The organism is Stenotrophomonas sp. YJH_SMC_105-26 (genome assembly GCF_059368915.1).
The window spans coordinates 1-15,624 of record NZ_JCAFSD010000017.1; the positions used below are offsets into that span (position 1 = coordinate 1).

General features: G+C 62.9%; 29 protein-coding genes. All 29 read left to right on the forward strand.

All coding sequences use genetic code 11. The annotated features are described in order from the left end of the window. Window positions 1–141: EF-Tu C-terminal domain-related protein (locus AC5P7F_RS21090; RefSeq protein ID WP_487247787.1), on the forward strand; the 141-nt coding region annotated here is incomplete at its 5' end. Window positions 142–473: 332 nt separating this feature from the next. Further along, on the forward strand, window positions 474–785 hold the full coding sequence (gene rpsJ, locus AC5P7F_RS21095) for a 30S ribosomal protein S10 (protein WP_005408208.1): 312 nt from the start codon (window positions 474–476) through the stop codon (window positions 783–785). An 11-nt stretch (window positions 786–796) separates the two neighbouring features. Beyond that, complete coding sequence (rplC, locus tag AC5P7F_RS21100) at window positions 797–1,447, forward strand: 50S ribosomal protein L3 (protein WP_004145336.1); 651 nt, start codon at window positions 797–799, stop codon at window positions 1,445–1,447. A gap of 12 nt (window positions 1,448–1,459) precedes the next feature. Then, a complete protein-coding gene (gene rplD, locus AC5P7F_RS21105) occupies window positions 1,460–2,065 on the forward strand; it encodes a 50S ribosomal protein L4 (RefSeq protein ID WP_004145337.1) in 606 nt (201 codons plus the stop codon). After that, complete coding sequence (gene rplW / locus AC5P7F_RS21110; RefSeq protein ID WP_004145338.1) at window positions 2,062–2,361, forward strand: 50S ribosomal protein L23; 300 nt, start codon at window positions 2,062–2,064, stop codon at window positions 2,359–2,361. Before rplD ends, rplW begins: the two co-directional genes overlap by 4 nt. 10 nt (window positions 2,362–2,371) lie before the next feature. Continuing rightward, complete coding sequence (gene rplB / locus AC5P7F_RS21115) at window positions 2,372–3,199, forward strand: 50S ribosomal protein L2 (protein ID WP_004145339.1); 828 nt, start codon at window positions 2,372–2,374, stop codon at window positions 3,197–3,199. A gap of 6 nt (window positions 3,200–3,205) precedes the next feature. After that, entirely contained in the window at window positions 3,206–3,475 is a 270-nt protein-coding gene (gene rpsS, locus AC5P7F_RS21120; protein ID WP_005415413.1) for a 30S ribosomal protein S19, read from the forward strand. A gap of 12 nt (window positions 3,476–3,487) precedes the next feature. Continuing rightward, the gene (gene rplV, locus AC5P7F_RS21125) at window positions 3,488–3,823 is read left to right on the forward strand and encodes a 50S ribosomal protein L22 (protein WP_004145348.1); all 336 of its coding nucleotides are present in this window, start codon (window positions 3,488–3,490) and stop codon (window positions 3,821–3,823) included. Between the two features lie 18 nt (window positions 3,824–3,841). Beyond that, window positions 3,842–4,576 (forward strand): 30S ribosomal protein S3, encoded by a 735-nt coding sequence (gene rpsC, locus AC5P7F_RS21130; protein ID WP_004145350.1) that lies wholly within the window; start codon window positions 3,842–3,844, stop codon window positions 4,574–4,576. A 5-nt stretch (window positions 4,577–4,581) separates the two neighbouring features. Then, window positions 4,582–4,995, forward strand: coding sequence for a 50S ribosomal protein L16 (gene rplP, locus AC5P7F_RS21135; RefSeq protein ID WP_004154486.1), 414 nt, complete (start codon window positions 4,582–4,584; stop codon window positions 4,993–4,995). Then, window positions 4,995–5,180 carry a 50S ribosomal protein L29 gene (rpmC, locus tag AC5P7F_RS21140; protein ID WP_004154487.1) on the forward strand — a complete coding sequence of 62 codons (186 nt, stop codon included), beginning with the start codon at window positions 4,995–4,997 and terminating at the stop codon, window positions 5,178–5,180. The genes rplP and rpmC overlap by 1 nt, the downstream gene beginning before the upstream one ends. Window positions 5,181–5,191: 11 nt before the next feature. Further along, on the forward strand, window positions 5,192–5,461 hold the full coding sequence (rpsQ, locus tag AC5P7F_RS21145; RefSeq protein ID WP_004154489.1) for a 30S ribosomal protein S17: 270 nt from the start codon (window positions 5,192–5,194) through the stop codon (window positions 5,459–5,461). A 12-nt stretch (window positions 5,462–5,473) separates the two neighbouring features. Then, complete coding sequence (rplN, locus tag AC5P7F_RS21150; protein WP_010483978.1) at window positions 5,474–5,842, forward strand: 50S ribosomal protein L14; 369 nt, start codon at window positions 5,474–5,476, stop codon at window positions 5,840–5,842. 16 nt (window positions 5,843–5,858) lie between these two features. After that, a complete protein-coding gene (gene rplX, locus AC5P7F_RS21155) occupies window positions 5,859–6,176 on the forward strand; it encodes a 50S ribosomal protein L24 (RefSeq protein WP_004154490.1) in 318 nt (105 codons plus the stop codon). A gap of 11 nt (window positions 6,177–6,187) precedes the next feature. Next, window positions 6,188–6,730 (forward strand): 50S ribosomal protein L5, encoded by a 543-nt coding sequence (gene rplE / locus AC5P7F_RS21160; RefSeq protein ID WP_005415416.1) that lies wholly within the window; start codon window positions 6,188–6,190, stop codon window positions 6,728–6,730. An 18-nt stretch (window positions 6,731–6,748) separates the two neighbouring features. Further along, entirely contained in the window at window positions 6,749–7,054 is a 306-nt protein-coding gene (gene rpsN, locus AC5P7F_RS21165; RefSeq protein WP_005408209.1) for a 30S ribosomal protein S14, read from the forward strand. Between the two features lie 258 nt (window positions 7,055–7,312). Further along, on the forward strand, window positions 7,313–7,711 hold the full coding sequence (gene rpsH / locus AC5P7F_RS21170) for a 30S ribosomal protein S8 (protein WP_005408210.1): 399 nt from the start codon (window positions 7,313–7,315) through the stop codon (window positions 7,709–7,711). 18 nt (window positions 7,712–7,729) lie between these two features. Beyond that, on the forward strand, window positions 7,730–8,254 hold the full coding sequence (rplF, locus tag AC5P7F_RS21175) for a 50S ribosomal protein L6 (protein WP_014646052.1): 525 nt from the start codon (window positions 7,730–7,732) through the stop codon (window positions 8,252–8,254). Between the two features lie 80 nt (window positions 8,255–8,334). Continuing rightward, the gene (gene rplR, locus AC5P7F_RS21180; protein ID WP_169411773.1) at window positions 8,335–8,694 is read left to right on the forward strand and encodes a 50S ribosomal protein L18; all 360 of its coding nucleotides are present in this window, start codon (window positions 8,335–8,337) and stop codon (window positions 8,692–8,694) included. A 161-nt stretch (window positions 8,695–8,855) separates the two neighbouring features. Further along, the gene (gene rpsE, locus AC5P7F_RS21185) at window positions 8,856–9,398 is read left to right on the forward strand and encodes a 30S ribosomal protein S5 (RefSeq protein WP_005408213.1); all 543 of its coding nucleotides are present in this window, start codon (window positions 8,856–8,858) and stop codon (window positions 9,396–9,398) included. Beyond that, the gene (rpmD, locus tag AC5P7F_RS21190; RefSeq protein ID WP_005408214.1) at window positions 9,391–9,582 is read left to right on the forward strand and encodes a 50S ribosomal protein L30; all 192 of its coding nucleotides are present in this window, start codon (window positions 9,391–9,393) and stop codon (window positions 9,580–9,582) included. Before rpsE ends, rpmD begins: the two co-directional genes overlap by 8 nt. Window positions 9,583–9,588: 6 nt before the next feature. Beyond that, window positions 9,589–10,032 carry a 50S ribosomal protein L15 gene (gene rplO / locus AC5P7F_RS21195; RefSeq protein WP_004154498.1) on the forward strand — a complete coding sequence of 148 codons (444 nt, stop codon included), beginning with the start codon at window positions 9,589–9,591 and terminating at the stop codon, window positions 10,030–10,032. A 7-nt stretch (window positions 10,033–10,039) separates the two neighbouring features. Continuing rightward, window positions 10,040–11,407 carry a preprotein translocase subunit SecY gene (gene secY, locus AC5P7F_RS21200; protein ID WP_005415420.1) on the forward strand — a complete coding sequence of 456 codons (1,368 nt, stop codon included), beginning with the start codon at window positions 10,040–10,042 and terminating at the stop codon, window positions 11,405–11,407. A gap of 347 nt (window positions 11,408–11,754) precedes the next feature. Next, window positions 11,755–12,111, forward strand: a complete 357-nt coding sequence (gene rpsM / locus AC5P7F_RS21205; RefSeq protein ID WP_004154500.1) for a 30S ribosomal protein S13 — start codon at window positions 11,755–11,757, stop codon at window positions 12,109–12,111. 11 nt (window positions 12,112–12,122) lie between these two features. Continuing rightward, window positions 12,123–12,512, forward strand: coding sequence for a 30S ribosomal protein S11 (gene rpsK / locus AC5P7F_RS21210; RefSeq protein WP_004145443.1), 390 nt, complete (start codon window positions 12,123–12,125; stop codon window positions 12,510–12,512). Between the two features lie 15 nt (window positions 12,513–12,527). Beyond that, complete coding sequence (rpsD, locus tag AC5P7F_RS21215; RefSeq protein WP_004145446.1) at window positions 12,528–13,157, forward strand: 30S ribosomal protein S4; 630 nt, start codon at window positions 12,528–12,530, stop codon at window positions 13,155–13,157. Between the two features lie 55 nt (window positions 13,158–13,212). Then, window positions 13,213–14,211: a DNA-directed RNA polymerase subunit alpha gene (locus tag AC5P7F_RS21220; RefSeq protein WP_197641350.1), complete on the forward strand. Its 999-nt coding sequence runs from the start codon at window positions 13,213–13,215 to the stop codon at window positions 14,209–14,211. Window positions 14,212–14,401: 190 nt separating this feature from the next. Further along, entirely contained in the window at window positions 14,402–14,785 is a 384-nt protein-coding gene (rplQ, locus tag AC5P7F_RS21225) for a 50S ribosomal protein L17 (RefSeq protein ID WP_005408217.1), read from the forward strand. A 242-nt stretch (window positions 14,786–15,027) separates the two neighbouring features. Next, a complete protein-coding gene (locus tag AC5P7F_RS21230) occupies window positions 15,028–15,534 on the forward strand; it encodes a disulfide bond formation protein B (protein ID WP_005415421.1) in 507 nt (168 codons plus the stop codon). Window positions 15,535–15,624: the final 90 nt, after the last annotated feature.

A 15,624-nucleotide genomic window follows, 5' to 3' on the forward strand; every position in this document is an offset into this window, starting at 1 on the left:
GAAATGGTGATGCCGGGTGACAACGTCAAGATGGTCGTCACCCTGATCAACCCGGTGGCAATGGACGAAGGCCTGCGCTTCGCCATCCGCGAAGGCGGCCGTACCGTCGGCGCCGGCGTGGTCTCGAAGATCATCGAGTAATCTGGTAATATCTGCGCCCCGATGTTGCCTGGGTAGGGCATCGGGGCGTATCAAATGGGAAAGCAGGCACAGGATGTGCCTTGTGTTCCCCGGACCAGGAAGGGTCAATGCCATTCAGGCGGCGTCAACAGGCGACTGTTGACAGCTGCCTTGCGTGCCATTATGCTTCTACGTCTGGGCAGGCCGGGAAACTGGTCTGCCTACGTTTTTGAGGTCCATGGAGTGACCTTGTCGGCCTGCAGGACTGCGGGCCGTCCGTATTCAGGAATTTCATGGGGCAAAGCAACCCAGAGGCTTTGTCTGTCGCTCTTTTAACGAAGGAACCTACCGCCATGGCGGACCAAAAGATCCGGATCCGGCTGAAAGCGTTCGATCATCGTCTGATCGACCGTTCGGCCAGCGAGATCGTTGAAACGGCAAAGCGGACCGGCGCGCAAGTGCGTGGCCCGATCCCGCTGCCGACCAAGATCGAGCGTTACACCGTTCTCGTCTCCCCGCACGTCGACAAGGACGCGCGTGACCAGTACGAGACCCGCACGCACAAGCGCGTGCTCGATATCGTTGACCCGAATGACAAGACCGTGGACGCGCTGATGAAGCTCGAACTGGCTGCCGGCGTCGACGTTCAGATCAAGCTGACCTGAGGACTACGACCATGACGAAGAAGTATTCGTTGGGCTTCGTGGGCCGCAAGGCCGGCATGAGCCGCGTGTTCACCGAAGATGGCCGTTCCATCCCGGTGACCCTGATCGAAGCAACCCCGAACCGCATCGCGCAGATCAAGACCGTCGAAACCGACGGCTACAGCGCCGTGCAGGTGACCGTCGGCGCGCGTCGCGCTGCCCTGGTCAACAAGCCGGAAGCCGGCCACTTCGCCAAGGCGAAGGTGGAAGCGGGTCGTGGCCTGTGGGAATTCCGCGTTGAAGACGCGCAGCTCGGCGATTTCGCCGTTGGCGGCGAAGTCAAGGCGGACATCTTCGAAGTCGGCCAGATCGTCGACGTCCAGGGTGTCACCAAGGGCAAGGGCTTCCAGGGCACCATCAAGCGCCACAACTTCCGTATGGGCGATGCAACCCACGGTAACTCGCTGTCGCATCGCGCGCCGGGTTCGCTGGGTCAGCGCCAGACCCCGGGTCGCGTTTTCCCGGGCAAGAAGATGTCGGGCCACATGGGCGCGGTGCAGCAGAGCACCCAGAACCTGGAAGTGGTCAAGGTCGACGTCGAGCGCGGTCTGATCGCCGTTCGCGGCGCCGTTCCGGGCGCGGCGGGTGGCGATGTGATCGTCCGTCCGGCGAGCAAGGCATAAGGAGAGATGACGATGGAACTCGTTATCACGGGTAGCAACAACAAGGTCTCGGTCTCCGACGCCGTGTTCGGTCGCGATTTCAGCGAAGATCTGGTCCACCAGGTCGTCGTTGCCTACCGCAACGCCGGTCGCGCCGGCACCAAGGCACAGAAGACTCGCTCCGAAGTGGCTGGTACCACCAAGAAGTCGAAGAAGCAGAAGGGCGGCGGCGCGCGTCATGGCGCACTGACGGCTCCGATCTTCGTCGGCGGCGGTGTCACCTTCGCGGCCAAGCCGCGCAGCTTCGAGCAGAAGGTCAATCGTAAGCAGTACCGTGCCGCCATGTGCGCGATCCTGTCCGAGCTGAACCGTCAGGGCCGTCTGACCATCGTGGAGTCCTTCGATGTCGAAGTGACCAACACGAAGGGTCTGATCGCCAAGCTGGCCGGCCTGGAAGTGGGCAAGCGCCCGCTGATCGTCACCGAAGAAGCGTCCGAGCACCTGTACCTGTCCGCCCGCAATCTGCCGTACGTGCAGGTGCGTGACGTCCAGGGTCTGGATCCGGTCTCGCTGGTGGGTGCCGACACGGTCGTCATCACCGCTGACGCGGTCAAGAAGGTCGAGGAGTGGCTGGCATGAACAGCAACGAAAAAATCTTCAGCGTGCTGCGTGCCCCGCGTGTCTCCGAAAAGACCGCGCGCCTGCAGGAACTCTCCAACCAGTATGTCTTCGAAGTTTCGAACGAAGCCACCAAGGCCGATGTAAAGGCCGCGGTTGAGCAGCTGTTCGACGTCAAGGTCGAAGCCGTCAACGTGGTCAACGTCAAGGGCAAGAACAAGTCCTTCCGTAACCGTGCTGGCCGCCGCGGCGATTGGCGCAAGGCGTACGTTCGCCTGGCCGACGGCCAGTCGATCGATGTAACGGCCAAGGCCTGAGGTACATCCCATGCCATTGATGAAATTCAAGCCCACTTCCCCCGGCCGCCGTTCGGCCGTGCGCGTGGTTACGCCCGACCTGCACAAGGGTGCTCCGCACGCCGCACTGGTCGAGTCGCAGAGCCGCTCGGGTGGCCGCAACCACCACGGCCGCATCACCGTGCGTCACGTCGGTGGTGGTGCCAAGCAGCACTACCGCATCATCGACTTCAAGCGCAACAAGCTGGGCATCCCGGCGCGCGTGGAACGCATCGAATACGATCCGAACCGCACCGCCCACATCGCCCTGCTGTGCTACGTCGATGGTGAGCGTCGCTACATCATCGCCCCGAAGGGCCTGAAGGCCGGTGATCAGGTGATCGCTGGTTCGGACGCCCCGATCAAGGCCGGCAACACCCTGCCGCTGCGCAACATCCCGGTCGGCACCACCATCCACTGCATCGAGCTGAAGCCGGGCAAGGGCGCTCAGATCGCTCGCGCCGCTGGTGCGGCCGTGCAGCTGGTGGCTCGCGAAGGCATCTACGCCACCCTGCGCCTGCGCTCGGGTGAAATGCGCAAGGTTCCGGTCGAGTGCTGCGCCACCATCGGCGAAGTCGGCAACGACGAGCACAGCCTGGAAAAGCTGGGCAAGGCCGGTGCCAAGCGTTGGCGCGGCGTCCGCCCGACCGTTCGTGGTGCTGCCATGAACCCGGTTGACCACCCGCACGGTGGTGGTGAGGCCAAGGCCGGCCAGGGTAACCCGCATCCGGTCACCCCGTGGGGTGTTCCGACCAAGGGTTACAAGACGCGCCATAACAAGCGCACTCAGCAGTTCATCGTCCGCGATCGTAGGGGCTAATCGACCATGGCACGTTCACTCAAGAAGGGCCCGTTCGTCGATCACCACCTCGTCAAGAAGGTGGAGGCCGCTGCGGGCAGCAAGAAGCCGATCAAGACCTGGTCGCGCCGTTCGATGATCCTGCCTGACATGGTAGGCATCACCATTGCCGTGCATAACGGCAAGAACCACATCCCGGTTCTCGTCAACGAGAACATGGTCGGCCACAAGCTCGGCGAATTTGCCATCACCCGGACCTTCAAGGGTCACGGTGGTGACAAGAAGTCGGGCAAGTAAGGAGAGATGACAATGGAAGCGAAAGCCATCCTGCGCACTGCGCGCATCTCCCCGCAGAAGGCTCGTCTGGTCGCTGACCAGGTGCGCGGTCTGCCGGCCGAACGTGCGGTCAACCTGCTGAAGTTCTCGGACAAGAAGGCTGCCCACCTGATCAAGAAGGTGGTGGAGTCGGCAATTGCCAACGCCGAGAACAACCAGGGCGCCGACGTCGACGAGCTGAAGGTTCAGACCATCATGGTTGATGAAGGTCCGACCCTGAAGCGTTTCATGGCGCGGGCGAAAGGCCGCGGTACCCGCATCCTCAAGCGCACCAGCCACATCACTGTGGTTGTGGGCGCCGCCAAGTAAGCGGATAAGGAAAAGACCATGGGTCATAAAGTTCATCCGATTGGTATCCGCCTCGGCATTTCCAAGGACTGGAACTCCAAGTGGTACGCCAACAAGGCCGAGTTCGCCGGTTACCTGGCAGCCGACCTGAAAGTGCGCGAAATGCTGCGCAAGAAGCTGGCCCAGGCCGGCATCAGCAAGATCCTGATCGAGCGTCCGGCCAAGACCGCTCGCGTGACGATCCACACCGCCCGTCCGGGCGTGGTGATCGGCAAGCGCGGTGAGGACATCGAGAAGCTGCGCAAGGAAGTGAGCGAGATGATGGGCGTCCCGGCGCACATCAACGTCACCGAAGTGCGCAAGCCGGAACTGGACGCGCAGCTCGTTGCCGAGTCGATCGCCCAGCAGCTGGAGCGTCGCATCATGTTCCGCCGTGCAATGAAGCGCTCGGTCGGCAACGCGATGCGCCTGGGTGCCCTGGGCATCAAGGTCAACGTTGGTGGCCGCCTCAACGGTGCTGAAATCGCCCGTTCGGAGTGGTACCGCGAAGGCCGCGTGCCGCTGCACACCCTGCGTGCCGACATCGACTATGGCTTCGCTGAAGCCAAGACGACCTACGGCATCATCGGCATCAAGGTCTGGATCTACAAGGGCGAGGTCTTCGATTTCTCCCAGGTTGGCCAGGAAAAGCAGGACGACACCCCGTCGCGCAACGATCGTCACGATCGCGGCGACCGTGGTGACCGTCAGCGCCCGGCCCGTGAAGCGAGGTAACGACAATGTTGCAACCCAAGCGAACCAAGTACCGCAAGGTACACAAGGGCCGTAACGATGGCCTGAGCTGGAGCGCCAACGCTGTCAGCTTCGGCGAATACGGCCTGAAGGCAACCGCACACGGTCAGCTGACCGCGCGTCAGATCGAAGCGGCCCGCCGCTCGATCAGCCGCTACGTCAAGCGCGGCGGCAAGATGTGGATCCGCGTGTTCCCCGACAAGCCCATCACCAAGAAGCCCATCGAAGTTCGAATGGGTTCGGGTAAGGGTAACGTGGAATACTGGGTGGCCCAGATCCAGCCCGGCCGCATGATCTATGAAATCGAGGGTGTTTCCGAGGAAGTGGCTCGCGAGGCGTTCCGCCTGGCCGCCGCCAAGCTCTCGGTCACCACCACTTTCGTGACCCGTACGGTGCGCTGATGGATATCAAAACTCTCCGTGAAAAGTCGGCTGACGAACTCAAGGCCCACCTGATCGACCTGCGTAAGGAACAGTTCTCTGTCCGTATGCAGCAGGTCACCGGCCAGCTGCCGAAGACCCACGACATTCGCCGGGTCCGTCGCGAGATTGCTCGCGTCAAGACCCTGCTCGGCAGCACGAAGTAAGGATGGCCGCTATGAGCGACAATACTGAAAAGAAGACGCTGCGCACGGTCGAAGGCCGTGTCGTCAGCAACAAGATGGACAAGACGGTTACCGTCCTGGTTGAGCGTCAGGTCAAGCACGCGCTGTACGGCAAGTACATCAAGCGCTCGACCAAGCTGCACGCCCACGATGCCGACAACGCCTGCAAGGAAGGCGATGTCGTCCGCGTGACCGAGATTGCTCCGATGTCCAAGACCAAGAACTGGCGCGTGGTGGAAGTCATCACGCGTGCGGCTGAATAAGGAGTCTGAATCATGATCCAGATGCAGAGCTACCTTGACGTCGCGGACAATTCGGGTGCCAAGCAGGTGATGTGCTTCAAGGTGCTGGGTGGTTCCAAGCGCCGTTACGCCGGCATCGGCGACATCATCAAGGTCACCGTGAAGGATGCGATTCCGCGCGGCAAGGTCAAGAAGGGTGAAGTGTATGACGCCGTCGTGGTGCGTACCCGCAAGGGTGTGCGTCGCGCCGACGGTTCGCTGATCCGCTTCGACGGCAACGCTGCCGTCCTGCTGAACAACAAGCAGGAGCCGATCGGTACCCGTATCTTCGGGCCGGTGACCCGTGAACTTCGTTCGGAGAAGTTCATGAAGATCGTCTCGCTCGCTCCCGAAGTGCTGTGAGCGACAGGAGATAATCATGGCTAACCGTATCAAGAAGGGCGACCAGGTTGTCGTCAACGCTGGCAAGGACAAGGGCAAGCAGGGCGAAGTCGTCCGCGTCGACGGCGACCGTGTGGTCGTCGCCAACGTGAACATCGTCAAGCGCCACACCAAGCCGAACCCGCAGGCAGGTGTTGCCGGCGGCGTGGTCGAGCGCGAAGCTTCGATCCATATCTCCAACGTGAACGTGCTGAACCCGGCTTCGGGCAAGGGCGAACGCGTTGGCTTCAAGGTGCTGGAGGATGGACGCAAACTGCGTGTGTTCCGCTCCAGCGGTGAGGCGCTCGACGCCTGAGGAATGTGAAGATGACTTCCCGTCTCGAAAAGATCTACAAGGAAGAAGTGGTGCCGGCGCTGATGAAGCAGTTCGGCTACACCAATCCGATGGAAGTACCGAAGCTCGTCAAGGTCACCCTGAACATGGGTGTCGGCGAGGCTGCCACCAACAAGAAGATCCTGGAAAACGCCGTCGCGGACATGACCAAGATTTCCGGCCAGAAGCCGGTTGTCACCAAGTCGCGTATCTCGGTTGCGTCGTTCAAGATCCGTGATGGTTGGCCGATCGGCTGCAAGACCACGCTGCGTCGCCACAAGATGTACGAGTTCCTGGACCGCCTGATCAACATCTCGCTGCCGCGCGTGCGCGACTTCCGTGGTGTTTCCGGTCGTTCCTTCGACGGCCGCGGCAACTTCAACATGGGTGTGAAGGAACAGATCATCTTCCCGGAAATCGACTTCGACGCCGTCGACGCGATCCGCGGTATGGATATCGCCATCACCACCACTGCGAAGACCGACGCGGAAGCGAAGGCGCTGCTGGCAGCGTTCAAGTTCCCGTTCCGTAACTGATCTGTCGAGGAAACCGAAATGGCAAAGACCTCCATGGTCAACCGCGACATCAAGCGGGAAAAGCTGGCCAAGAAGTACGCTGAGAAGCGTGCGGCTCTGAAGAAGATCGTGTCCTCCGTGGACGCGACCTACGAAGAGAAGATCGACGCCGCAACCAAGCTGGCCAAGCTGCCGCGCGATTCGTCGCCGAGCCGTCAGCGCAACCGTTGCGAGCTGTCGGGTCGTCCGCGTGGCGTGTACAGCAAGTTCGGCCTCGGCCGCAACAAGCTGCGCGAAGCCACCATGCGTGGCGACGTCCCGGGCCTGCGCAAGGCCAGCTGGTAATCCCAGCCGGCCCTGCGATCAGCAGCCCCTGCGGGGGCCGCTGAACCGGGGAGGGGAGGCGTTCAGCTTCCTTTCTGCGAAAAAACCCGAAGAGCCCGACGCAAGTCGGGCTCTTTTGGCGTATACTCCCGCGTCTTGCCCTGTGCAGACGGGGTTGTAGGAGTGGGCCCCGGCCCGCTGCATCAAGGGACCTGGCCCGTTTCCAGGAGACAACAGATTTTCGCGAAAGCGGATATCGGTGCACTCAAAGGTACTCATATGAGCATGACTGATCCCATCGCCGACCTGCTGGTCCGCATCAAGAATGCGGCCGCAGTTGGCAAGCAGACGGTGAAAGCCCCGTCGTCCAAGATCAAGGTTGCGATCGCCCAGGTCCTGAAGGACGAGGGTTACATCACCGACCTGCGCGTGACCCAGCTGGAAAACAACAAGTCCGAGCTGGAAATCGTGCTGAAGTATTTCGAAGGCAAGCCGGTCATCGCGACCCTGAAGCGCTTCTCGCGTTCGGGCCTGCGCCAGTACCGCGGCAAGAGCGAGCTGCCGAAGGTCATGAACGGCCTGGGTATCTCCATCATTTCCACCTCCAAGGGCATCATGACTGATGCGCAGGCGCGCCAGCTGGGCGTCGGCGGCGAAGTCCTGTGCTTCGTGGCCTAAGGCGAAAGGAGTAGAACTATGTCCCGCGTAGCCAAGAAGCCGATCACCCTGGGTAAGGTTGAACTGAACGTCCAGTCGGACAGCGTCACCGCCAAGGGCCCGAAGGGCACCCTGTCGCTGGCCAAGCCGGCCGGCATTGCCATCAACGTCGACAATGGCGTTGCCACCCTGAGCACCGAGAACGCCGAGCTGGTCGCACTGACCGGCACCGTGCGTGCGATCCTGTCCAACATGGTCAAGGGCGTGTCCGAAGGCTTCGAGCGCAAGCTGGAGCTGGTTGGCGTGGGTTACCGCGCTGCCATGCAGGGCAAGGACCTGAGCCTGTCGCTGGGCTTCTCGCACCCGGTCGTGTTCGTGGCGCCGGAAGGCATCACCATCACCACCCCGACCCAGACCGAGATCCTGGTCCAGGGCGCTGACAAGCAGGTCGTCGGTGAAGTCGCCGCCAAGATCCGTGCGTTCCGCAAGCCGGAGCCGTACAAGGGCAAGGGCGTGAAGTACTCCGACGAAGTCATCATCCGTAAGGAAGCCAAGAAGGCGTAAGTGCGATTCCCTCGCAAGAGCCCGCACATCCATGTGCGGACTCCTCAGGGAGAAGCCCATCCTTCAGCTTTCAAGGAATAATCAAAATGAACAAGAACATCGCCCGCCTGCGTCGCGCCAAGTCGACCCGCGCCCACATCCGTGAGCTCGGCGTCGCCCGCCTGTCGGTGCTGCGCACCGGCCAGCACCTGTACGCCCAGGTCTTCACCGCTGACGGTTCGAAGGTGCTGGCTGCCGCCAACACCACCCAGACCGACGTCAAGGAAGGCCTGAAGAACGGCAAGAACGCCGATGCCGCTGCCAAGGTTGGCCGCATCGTCGCCGAGCGCGCCAAGGCCGCCGGCGTCGAGAAGGTTGCCTTCGATCGTTCGGGCTACCGCTACCACGGCCGCATCAAGGCCCTGGCAGAAGCGGCCCGCGAAGCCGGCCTGCAGTTCTAAGGGACAAGGGCAGGGGGCCGATGGCCTCCTGCCTACCTGCTCGCCAGCCTGAGCGAGGCTGGACGGCGCCGCTCTTCTGCAGTGGCCCACCGGAACAACGCGTCACTCCACAACCATAAGCGGCCTCGAGCCGTACATACCCAAACAACCAAGGAATCAACATGGCAGAAGAGCGTCAGCAGCGGGGTCGCGATCGCGACCGTAACCGCGAAGAGAAGATCGACGACGGCATGATCGAAAAGCTGGTCGCGGTCAACCGCGTCAGCAAGACCGTCAAGGGTGGCCGCCAGTTCACCTTCACCGCCCTGACCGTTGTCGGCGACGGCGAAGGCAAGGTCGGTTTCGGTTATGGCAAGGCCCGCGAAGTGCCGGTCGCCATCCAGAAGTCGATGGAACAGGCCCGCAAGAACCTGGTCAGCGTTGACCTGAACAACGGCACCCTGTGGCACACCATCAAGGATGGTCACGGCGCAGCCCGCGTGTTCATGCAGCCGGCTTCGGAAGGTACCGGCGTGATCGCCGGCGGTGCCATGCGCGCCGTGCTGGAAGCCGTTGGCGTGAAGAACGTGCTGGCCAAGGCCACCGGTTCGCGCAACCCGATCAACCTGGTGCGTGCCACCGTGAAGGGCCTGTCTGCTGCGCAGTCGCCGGCTCGCATCGCGGCCAAGCGCGGCAAGAAGGTGGAGGAACTCAACCATGGCTAATGAGTCCAACAAGACTGTGAAGGTCCGCCTGGTGCGTGGCCTGCGTGGTACCCAGTCGCGTCACCGCCTGTCGGTGCGTGCCCTGGGCCTGAACAAGCTCAACGATGTGCGTGAACTGAAGGACAGCCCGCAGGTACGCGGCCTGATCAACAAGGTTCAGTACCTCGTCCAGGTTGAGGAGTAATCGACCATGACTCTGCGTCTCAATGAACTGAGCCCGGCACCGGGCGCCCGCACCGAGCGCACCCGCGTCGGCCGTGGTATCGGCTCGGGCCTGGGCAAGACTGCCGGCCGCGGCCACAAGGGTTCGTTCGCCCGTAAGGGTGGCGGCAAGATCAAGGCTGGCTTCGAAGGCGGCCAGACCCCCATGCAGCGTCGTCTGCCGAAGATCGGCTTCCGTTCGCCGATCGCCAAGGACACCGCTGAAGTGCTGCTGTACGCGCTGGACAAGCTGCCGGCCGGTGAGATCGATTTCGCCGCCCTGCGTGCTGCCAAGCTGGTCCCGAGCACCGCAAAGAAGGCCAAGGTCGTCGTCAAGGGCGAAGTGACCAAGGCGTTCACCCTGAAGGGTATTGCTGCCACGGCGGGTGCCAAGGCTGCAATCGAAGCTGCCGGCGGCAGCGTAACGGAGTAAGAAAATCATGGCGCAAGCTGGCATCGGTAACCTCGCGGGCGGAATGGGCAAGTTCACTGAACTTCGCCAACGTTTGCTGTTCGTCGTCGGGGCTTTGATCGTCTATCGCATCGGCTGCTACGTGCCGGTGCCGGGCGTCAATCCCGATGCCATGCTTGCCATGATGCAACAGCAGGGCGGCGGCATCGTGGACATGTTCAACATGTTCTCGGGCGGCGCCCTGCACCGTTTCAGCATCTTCGCGCTGAACGTGATGCCGTACATCTCGGCATCGATCGTGATGCAGCTGGCCGTGCACATCTTCCCCGCCCTGAAGGCGATGCAGAAGGAAGGTGAGTCCGGCCGCCGCAAGATCACCCAGTATTCGCGCATCGGCGCCGTGCTGCTGGCAGTGGTGCAGGGCGGCTCGATCGCGCTGGCCCTGCAGGGCCAGGTCTCGCCGTCGGGCGCTCCGGTCGTGTATGCGCCGGGCATGGGCTTCGTGCTCACTGCCGTGGTCGCACTGACCGCCGGCACCATGTTCCTGATGTGGGTCGGTGAGCAGGTCACCGAGCGCGGCATCGGCAACGGCGTGTCGCTGATCATCTTCGCCGGTATCGTGGCGGGCCTGCCGGGTGCGGTCATCCACACCTTCGATGCCTACCGCGACGGCAACATCCAGTTCATCCAGCTGCTGCTGATCGCCATCGTCGTGCTCGCCTTCACCTTCTTCGTGGTGTTCGTCGAGCGTGGCCAGCGCCGGATCACGGTCAATTACGCGCGCCGCCAGGGTGGTCGCAACGCGTACATGAACCAGACCTCGTTCCTGCCGCTGAAGCTCAACATGGCCGGCGTCATCCCGGCGATCTTCGCCTCGAGCCTGCTGGCCTTCCCGGCCACCCTGGCCATGTGGTCCGGCCAGGCCGCCAACCAGAGCAGCTTCGGCCAGGTCCTGCAGAAGGTCGCCAACGCCCTGGGCCCGGGCGAGCCGCTGCACATGATCGTGTTCGCTGCGCTGATCACCGGTTTCGCGTTCTTCTATACCGCGCTGGTGTTCAACTCGCAGGAAACCGCCGACAACCTGAAGAAGTCCGGTGCGCTGATTCCGGGCATCCGTCCGGGCAAGGCGACCGCCGACTACATCGACGGCGTGCTGACCCGCCTGACCGCGGCGGGCTCGGCGTACCTGGTGATCGTCTGCCTGCTGCCGGAACTGATGCGCACGCAGCTGAACGCCTCGTTCTACTTCGGTGGTACTTCGCTGCTGATCGTGGTGGTGGTGGTGATGGACTTCATCGCCCAGGTGCAGGCGCACCTGATGTCCCACCAGTACGAGAGCCTGCTGAAGAAGGCCAACCTGAAGGGTGGCAACCGCGGCGGTTTTGCCCGCGGCTGATAGGCCTGTTATACTTTCGTCTTCCTGACGTGATGGTCCCTCCGCTTCGCGGACTCCGGCCACACAAACGAAGGGCGGCCCCCGCAGCGGTTCCGGGTGGGGGTGTGATGAGGTGGTCCCGCGCTGGAGTAGCGCGGGCGGCCCCGGGGGAAACCCCAGGTCCAACCCCATCCGGCGCCGGAGCCTGGGCACACTCCCCAGGCCGGGTTCATGAAACCAATGGTTTCACGGCCTTCCATGTAAACCGGAACCTTGTTAGTATCGCTAGTTCACTTTTTTGATCCATCCTGCCGGATTGGCGTGCCCGAGGCGCGCTGTCGGCCATCACTCAGCTGGAGAACCGCGTCATGGCGCGTATTGCAGGCGTCAACCTGCCAGCCCAGAAGCATGTCTGGGTCGGGTTGCAAAGCATTTACGGCATCGGCCGTACCCGTTCGAAGAAGGTCTGCGAAGTCGCAGGCGTTGCTTCGACCACCAAGATCCGCGATCTGTCGGAGCCGGAAATCGAGCGCCTGCGCGCCGAAGTCGGCAAGTACATCGTGGAAGGCGATCTGCGCCGTGAAATCGGTATCGCGATCAAGCGCCTGATGGACCTGGGCTGCTACCGCGGCCTGCGTCACCGTCGTGGCCTCCCGCTGCGTGGCCAGCGCACCCGTACCAACGCCCGCACCCGCAAGGGTCCGCGCAAGGCGATCAAGAAGTAAGGGACTGAGAAATGGCTAAGCCCGCTGCTAAGACCAAGAAGAAGATCAAGCGCGTCGTCACCGACGGCGTTGCCCACGTCCACGCTTCGTTCAATAACACCATCGTCACCATCACCGACCGCCAGGGCAATGCTCTGTCGTGGGCGACCTCCGGTGGCGCTGGCTTCCGCGGTTCGCGCAAGTCGACCCCGTTCGCTGCCCAGGTGGCTGCTGAAAAGGCCGGTCGTGCTGCGCTGGACTACGGCGTGAAGTCGCTGGAAGTCCGCATCAAGGGCCCGGGTCCGGGCCGTGAGTCGGCCGTGCGTTCGTTGAACAACGTCGGCTACAAGATCACCAACATCATCGACGTGACGCCTATCCCGCACAACGGGTGCCGTCCGCCGAAGAAGCGTCGCGTCTAAAGGGAGCGATAAGAAATGGCTCGTTATATCGGTCCTACCTGTAAGCTCGCCCGCCGCGAAGGCGCCGACCTGTCCCTGAAGAGCCCGGCGCGTGCGCTGGACTCGAAGTGCAAGCTGGAGCAGAAGCCCGGCCAGCACGGCGCCACTGCCCGCAAGGGCAAGCTGTCCGACTACGCCACCCAGCTGCGTGAAAAGCAGAAGGTCAAGCGTATCTACGGCCTGCTGGAGCGTCAGTTCCGCAACTACTACAAGAAGGCCTCGACCAAGAAGGGCAACACCGGCGAGAACCTGCTGCAGCTGCTGGAAACCCGCCTGGACAACGTCGTCTACCGCATGGGCTTCGCCGTGACCCGTCCGGCTGCCCGTCAGCTGGTGTCGCACCGCGGCGTCACCGTGAATGGCAAGTCGGTCAACCTGGCTTCGTACCAGGTCAAGGCTGGCGACGCCATCGCCCTGTCTGAAAAGGCTGCCAAGCAGCTGCGCGTCCAGGAAGCCCTGACCGTCGCCGCCCAGCATGACCTGAGCCCGTCGTGGGTTGAAGTGGATTCCGGCAAGTTCACCGGCATCTTCAAGGCTGTTCCGGATCGTTCGGATCTGCCTGCGGACATCAACGAAGCGCTGATCGTCGAGCTGTATTCGAAGTAATTCACATTGGAGAGCCCCCGGCGACGGCCGGGGGTTCACTAGGAGAACCCGCAACATGACGGTTACCGCCAACCAGGTTCTGCGTCCTCGCGGTCCGCAGATCGAACGCCTTACCGACACCCGTGCAAAGGTCGTTATCGAACCTTTGGAGCGGGGTTACGGGCATACGCTGGGTAATGCCCTGCGTCGCGTGCTGCTGTCGTCCATCCCGGGCTTCGCCATCACGGAAGTCGAAATCGACGGCGTGTTGCATGAGTACACCACGGTCGAAGGTCTGCAGGAGGACGTGCTCGAAGTCCTGCTGAACCTGAAGGACGTGGCCATCCGTATGCACTCCGGCGACAGCGCCACCCTGTCCCTGTCCAAGCAGGGCCCGGGCGTTGTCACCGCTGCCGACATCAAGGTCGACCACAATGTGGAGATCCTGAACGGCGACCATGTGATCTGCCACCTGACCAAGGATACGGCGATCAACATGCGTCTGAAGATCGAACGTGGTTTCGGCTACCAGCCGGCTGCCGCGCGTCGTCGTCCGGACGAAGAAACCCGTGCCATCGGCCGCCTGGTCCTGGATGCCTCGTTCTCGCCGGTCCGCCGTGTCGCCTACGCCGTGGAAGCGGCGCGTGTCGAACAGCGTACCGACCTGGACAAGCTGGTCATCGATATCGAGACCAACGGCACCATCGATGCCGAGGAAGCCGTGCGCACCGCCGCCGACATCCTCAGCGACCAGCTGTCGGTGTTCGGTGACTTCACCCACCGCAACCGCGGTGCGGCCAAGCCGGCCAACAACGGCGTGGATCCGGTGCTGCTGCGCCCGATCGACGATCTGGAGCTGACCGTGCGTTCGGCCAACTGCCTGAAGGCTGAAAGCATCTACTACATCGGCGATCTGATCCAGAAGACCGAAGTGGAGCTGCTGAAGACCCCGAACCTGGGCAAGAAGTCGCTCACCGAGATCAAGGAAGTGCTGGCTCAGCGCGGCCTGTCCCTCGGCATGAAGCTGGAGAACTGGCCGCCGGCCGGCGTCGCCAGCCACGGCATGCTGGGCTGATATCGGTAATGCCTGGAGGCTCCACCGCTCGCGGTGGAGCCTTCAACGCAACACACCATGCCACGACGAACCGCAGGTTCGCGGGCAGGTCGTCCAGGACGGGCGGCCAGGACCAACCGCAGTCCGCGCAGTAACGCCAGGATGGCGACAACGATCCACACAGCCGCATCATTAACCAAGGAATATCACCATGCGTCACCAGAAGTCTGGCCGTAAGTTCAGCCGCACCAGCGCGCACCGCGAAGCGATGTTCAAGAACATGGCCGCCTCGCTGTTCAAGCACGAGCTGATCAAGACCACCCTGCCGAAGGCCAAGGAACTGCGCCGCGTTGCCGAGCCGCTGATCACTCTGGCCAAGGTCGACTCGGTCGCCAACCGCCGTCTGGCCTTCGCCCGCCTGCGCGACAACGAAGCCGTGGGCAACCTGTTCACCATCCTGGGCCCGCGCTACGCGAACCGTCCGGGCGGCTACCTGCGCCTGCTGAAGTGCGGTTTCCGTGCCGGCGACAACGCACCGATGGCCTACGTCGAGCTGGTTGACCGTCCGGTCGTGGCCGAGGAAGTGGCCGAGTAATCGGACCGCTCCAACGCGACACAGCGAAAGCCCGGCGCCTGCCGGGCTTTTGCGTTTCCAAGGGTCGGATCCCTTTCCGCAGGAAAGGGCTCTGACCCCGAGCAGGCAGCACCGCAGGTCAGATCCCTTTGCATTCGCAAAGGGATCCGACCCGCACCGTTCCGACAGGCGTCACCTGTGGCGGTTCGAACGGGGCGCGCTCTCGGTTACGCTTGGCGCCTTGATCCATTCGAGCGTTGACGATGAATCCACTGCGCTGGCCCTTCCGCGCCCAGTTCTTCCTGGGCTTCCTGATCTGCGCGGGCCTGCTCGGCTACGCGATCTTCCTGCAGCTGAAGATGGGCCTGGAGCCGTGCCCGCTGTGCATCTTCCAGCGCCTGGCTTTTGCCGCGCTGGGCCTGTTGTTCCTGATCGGTGCGCTGCACGGGCCGTCCAACCGTCCCGGCCGCGCCACCTACGGCGTGCTCGCCTTCATCGCGGCGGCCGTCGGCGTGGGCATCGCTGCGCGCCACGTCTACGTGCAGATGCTGCCGCCGGAGATGGGCGCGACCTGTGGCCCGCCGCTGAGCTTCCTGCGCGAGACCATGGGGCCGCTGGAAGTGTTCCGCACGGTGCTGACCGGTACCGGCAACTGCGGCAACATCGACTGGACGTTCCTGGGCCTGACCATGCCGATGTGGTCGGGCGTGTGGTTCGTGCTGCTGGCGCTGTGGGCACTGGTGGTGTCGCTGCGCAAGGTCAAGCGCTGAAGCAGGATGGGGTCGGATCCCTTTGCATCGCAAAGGGCTCTGACCCCATTCCCGGTGCGGGGTCAGAGCCCTTTCCTGCGGAAAGGGATC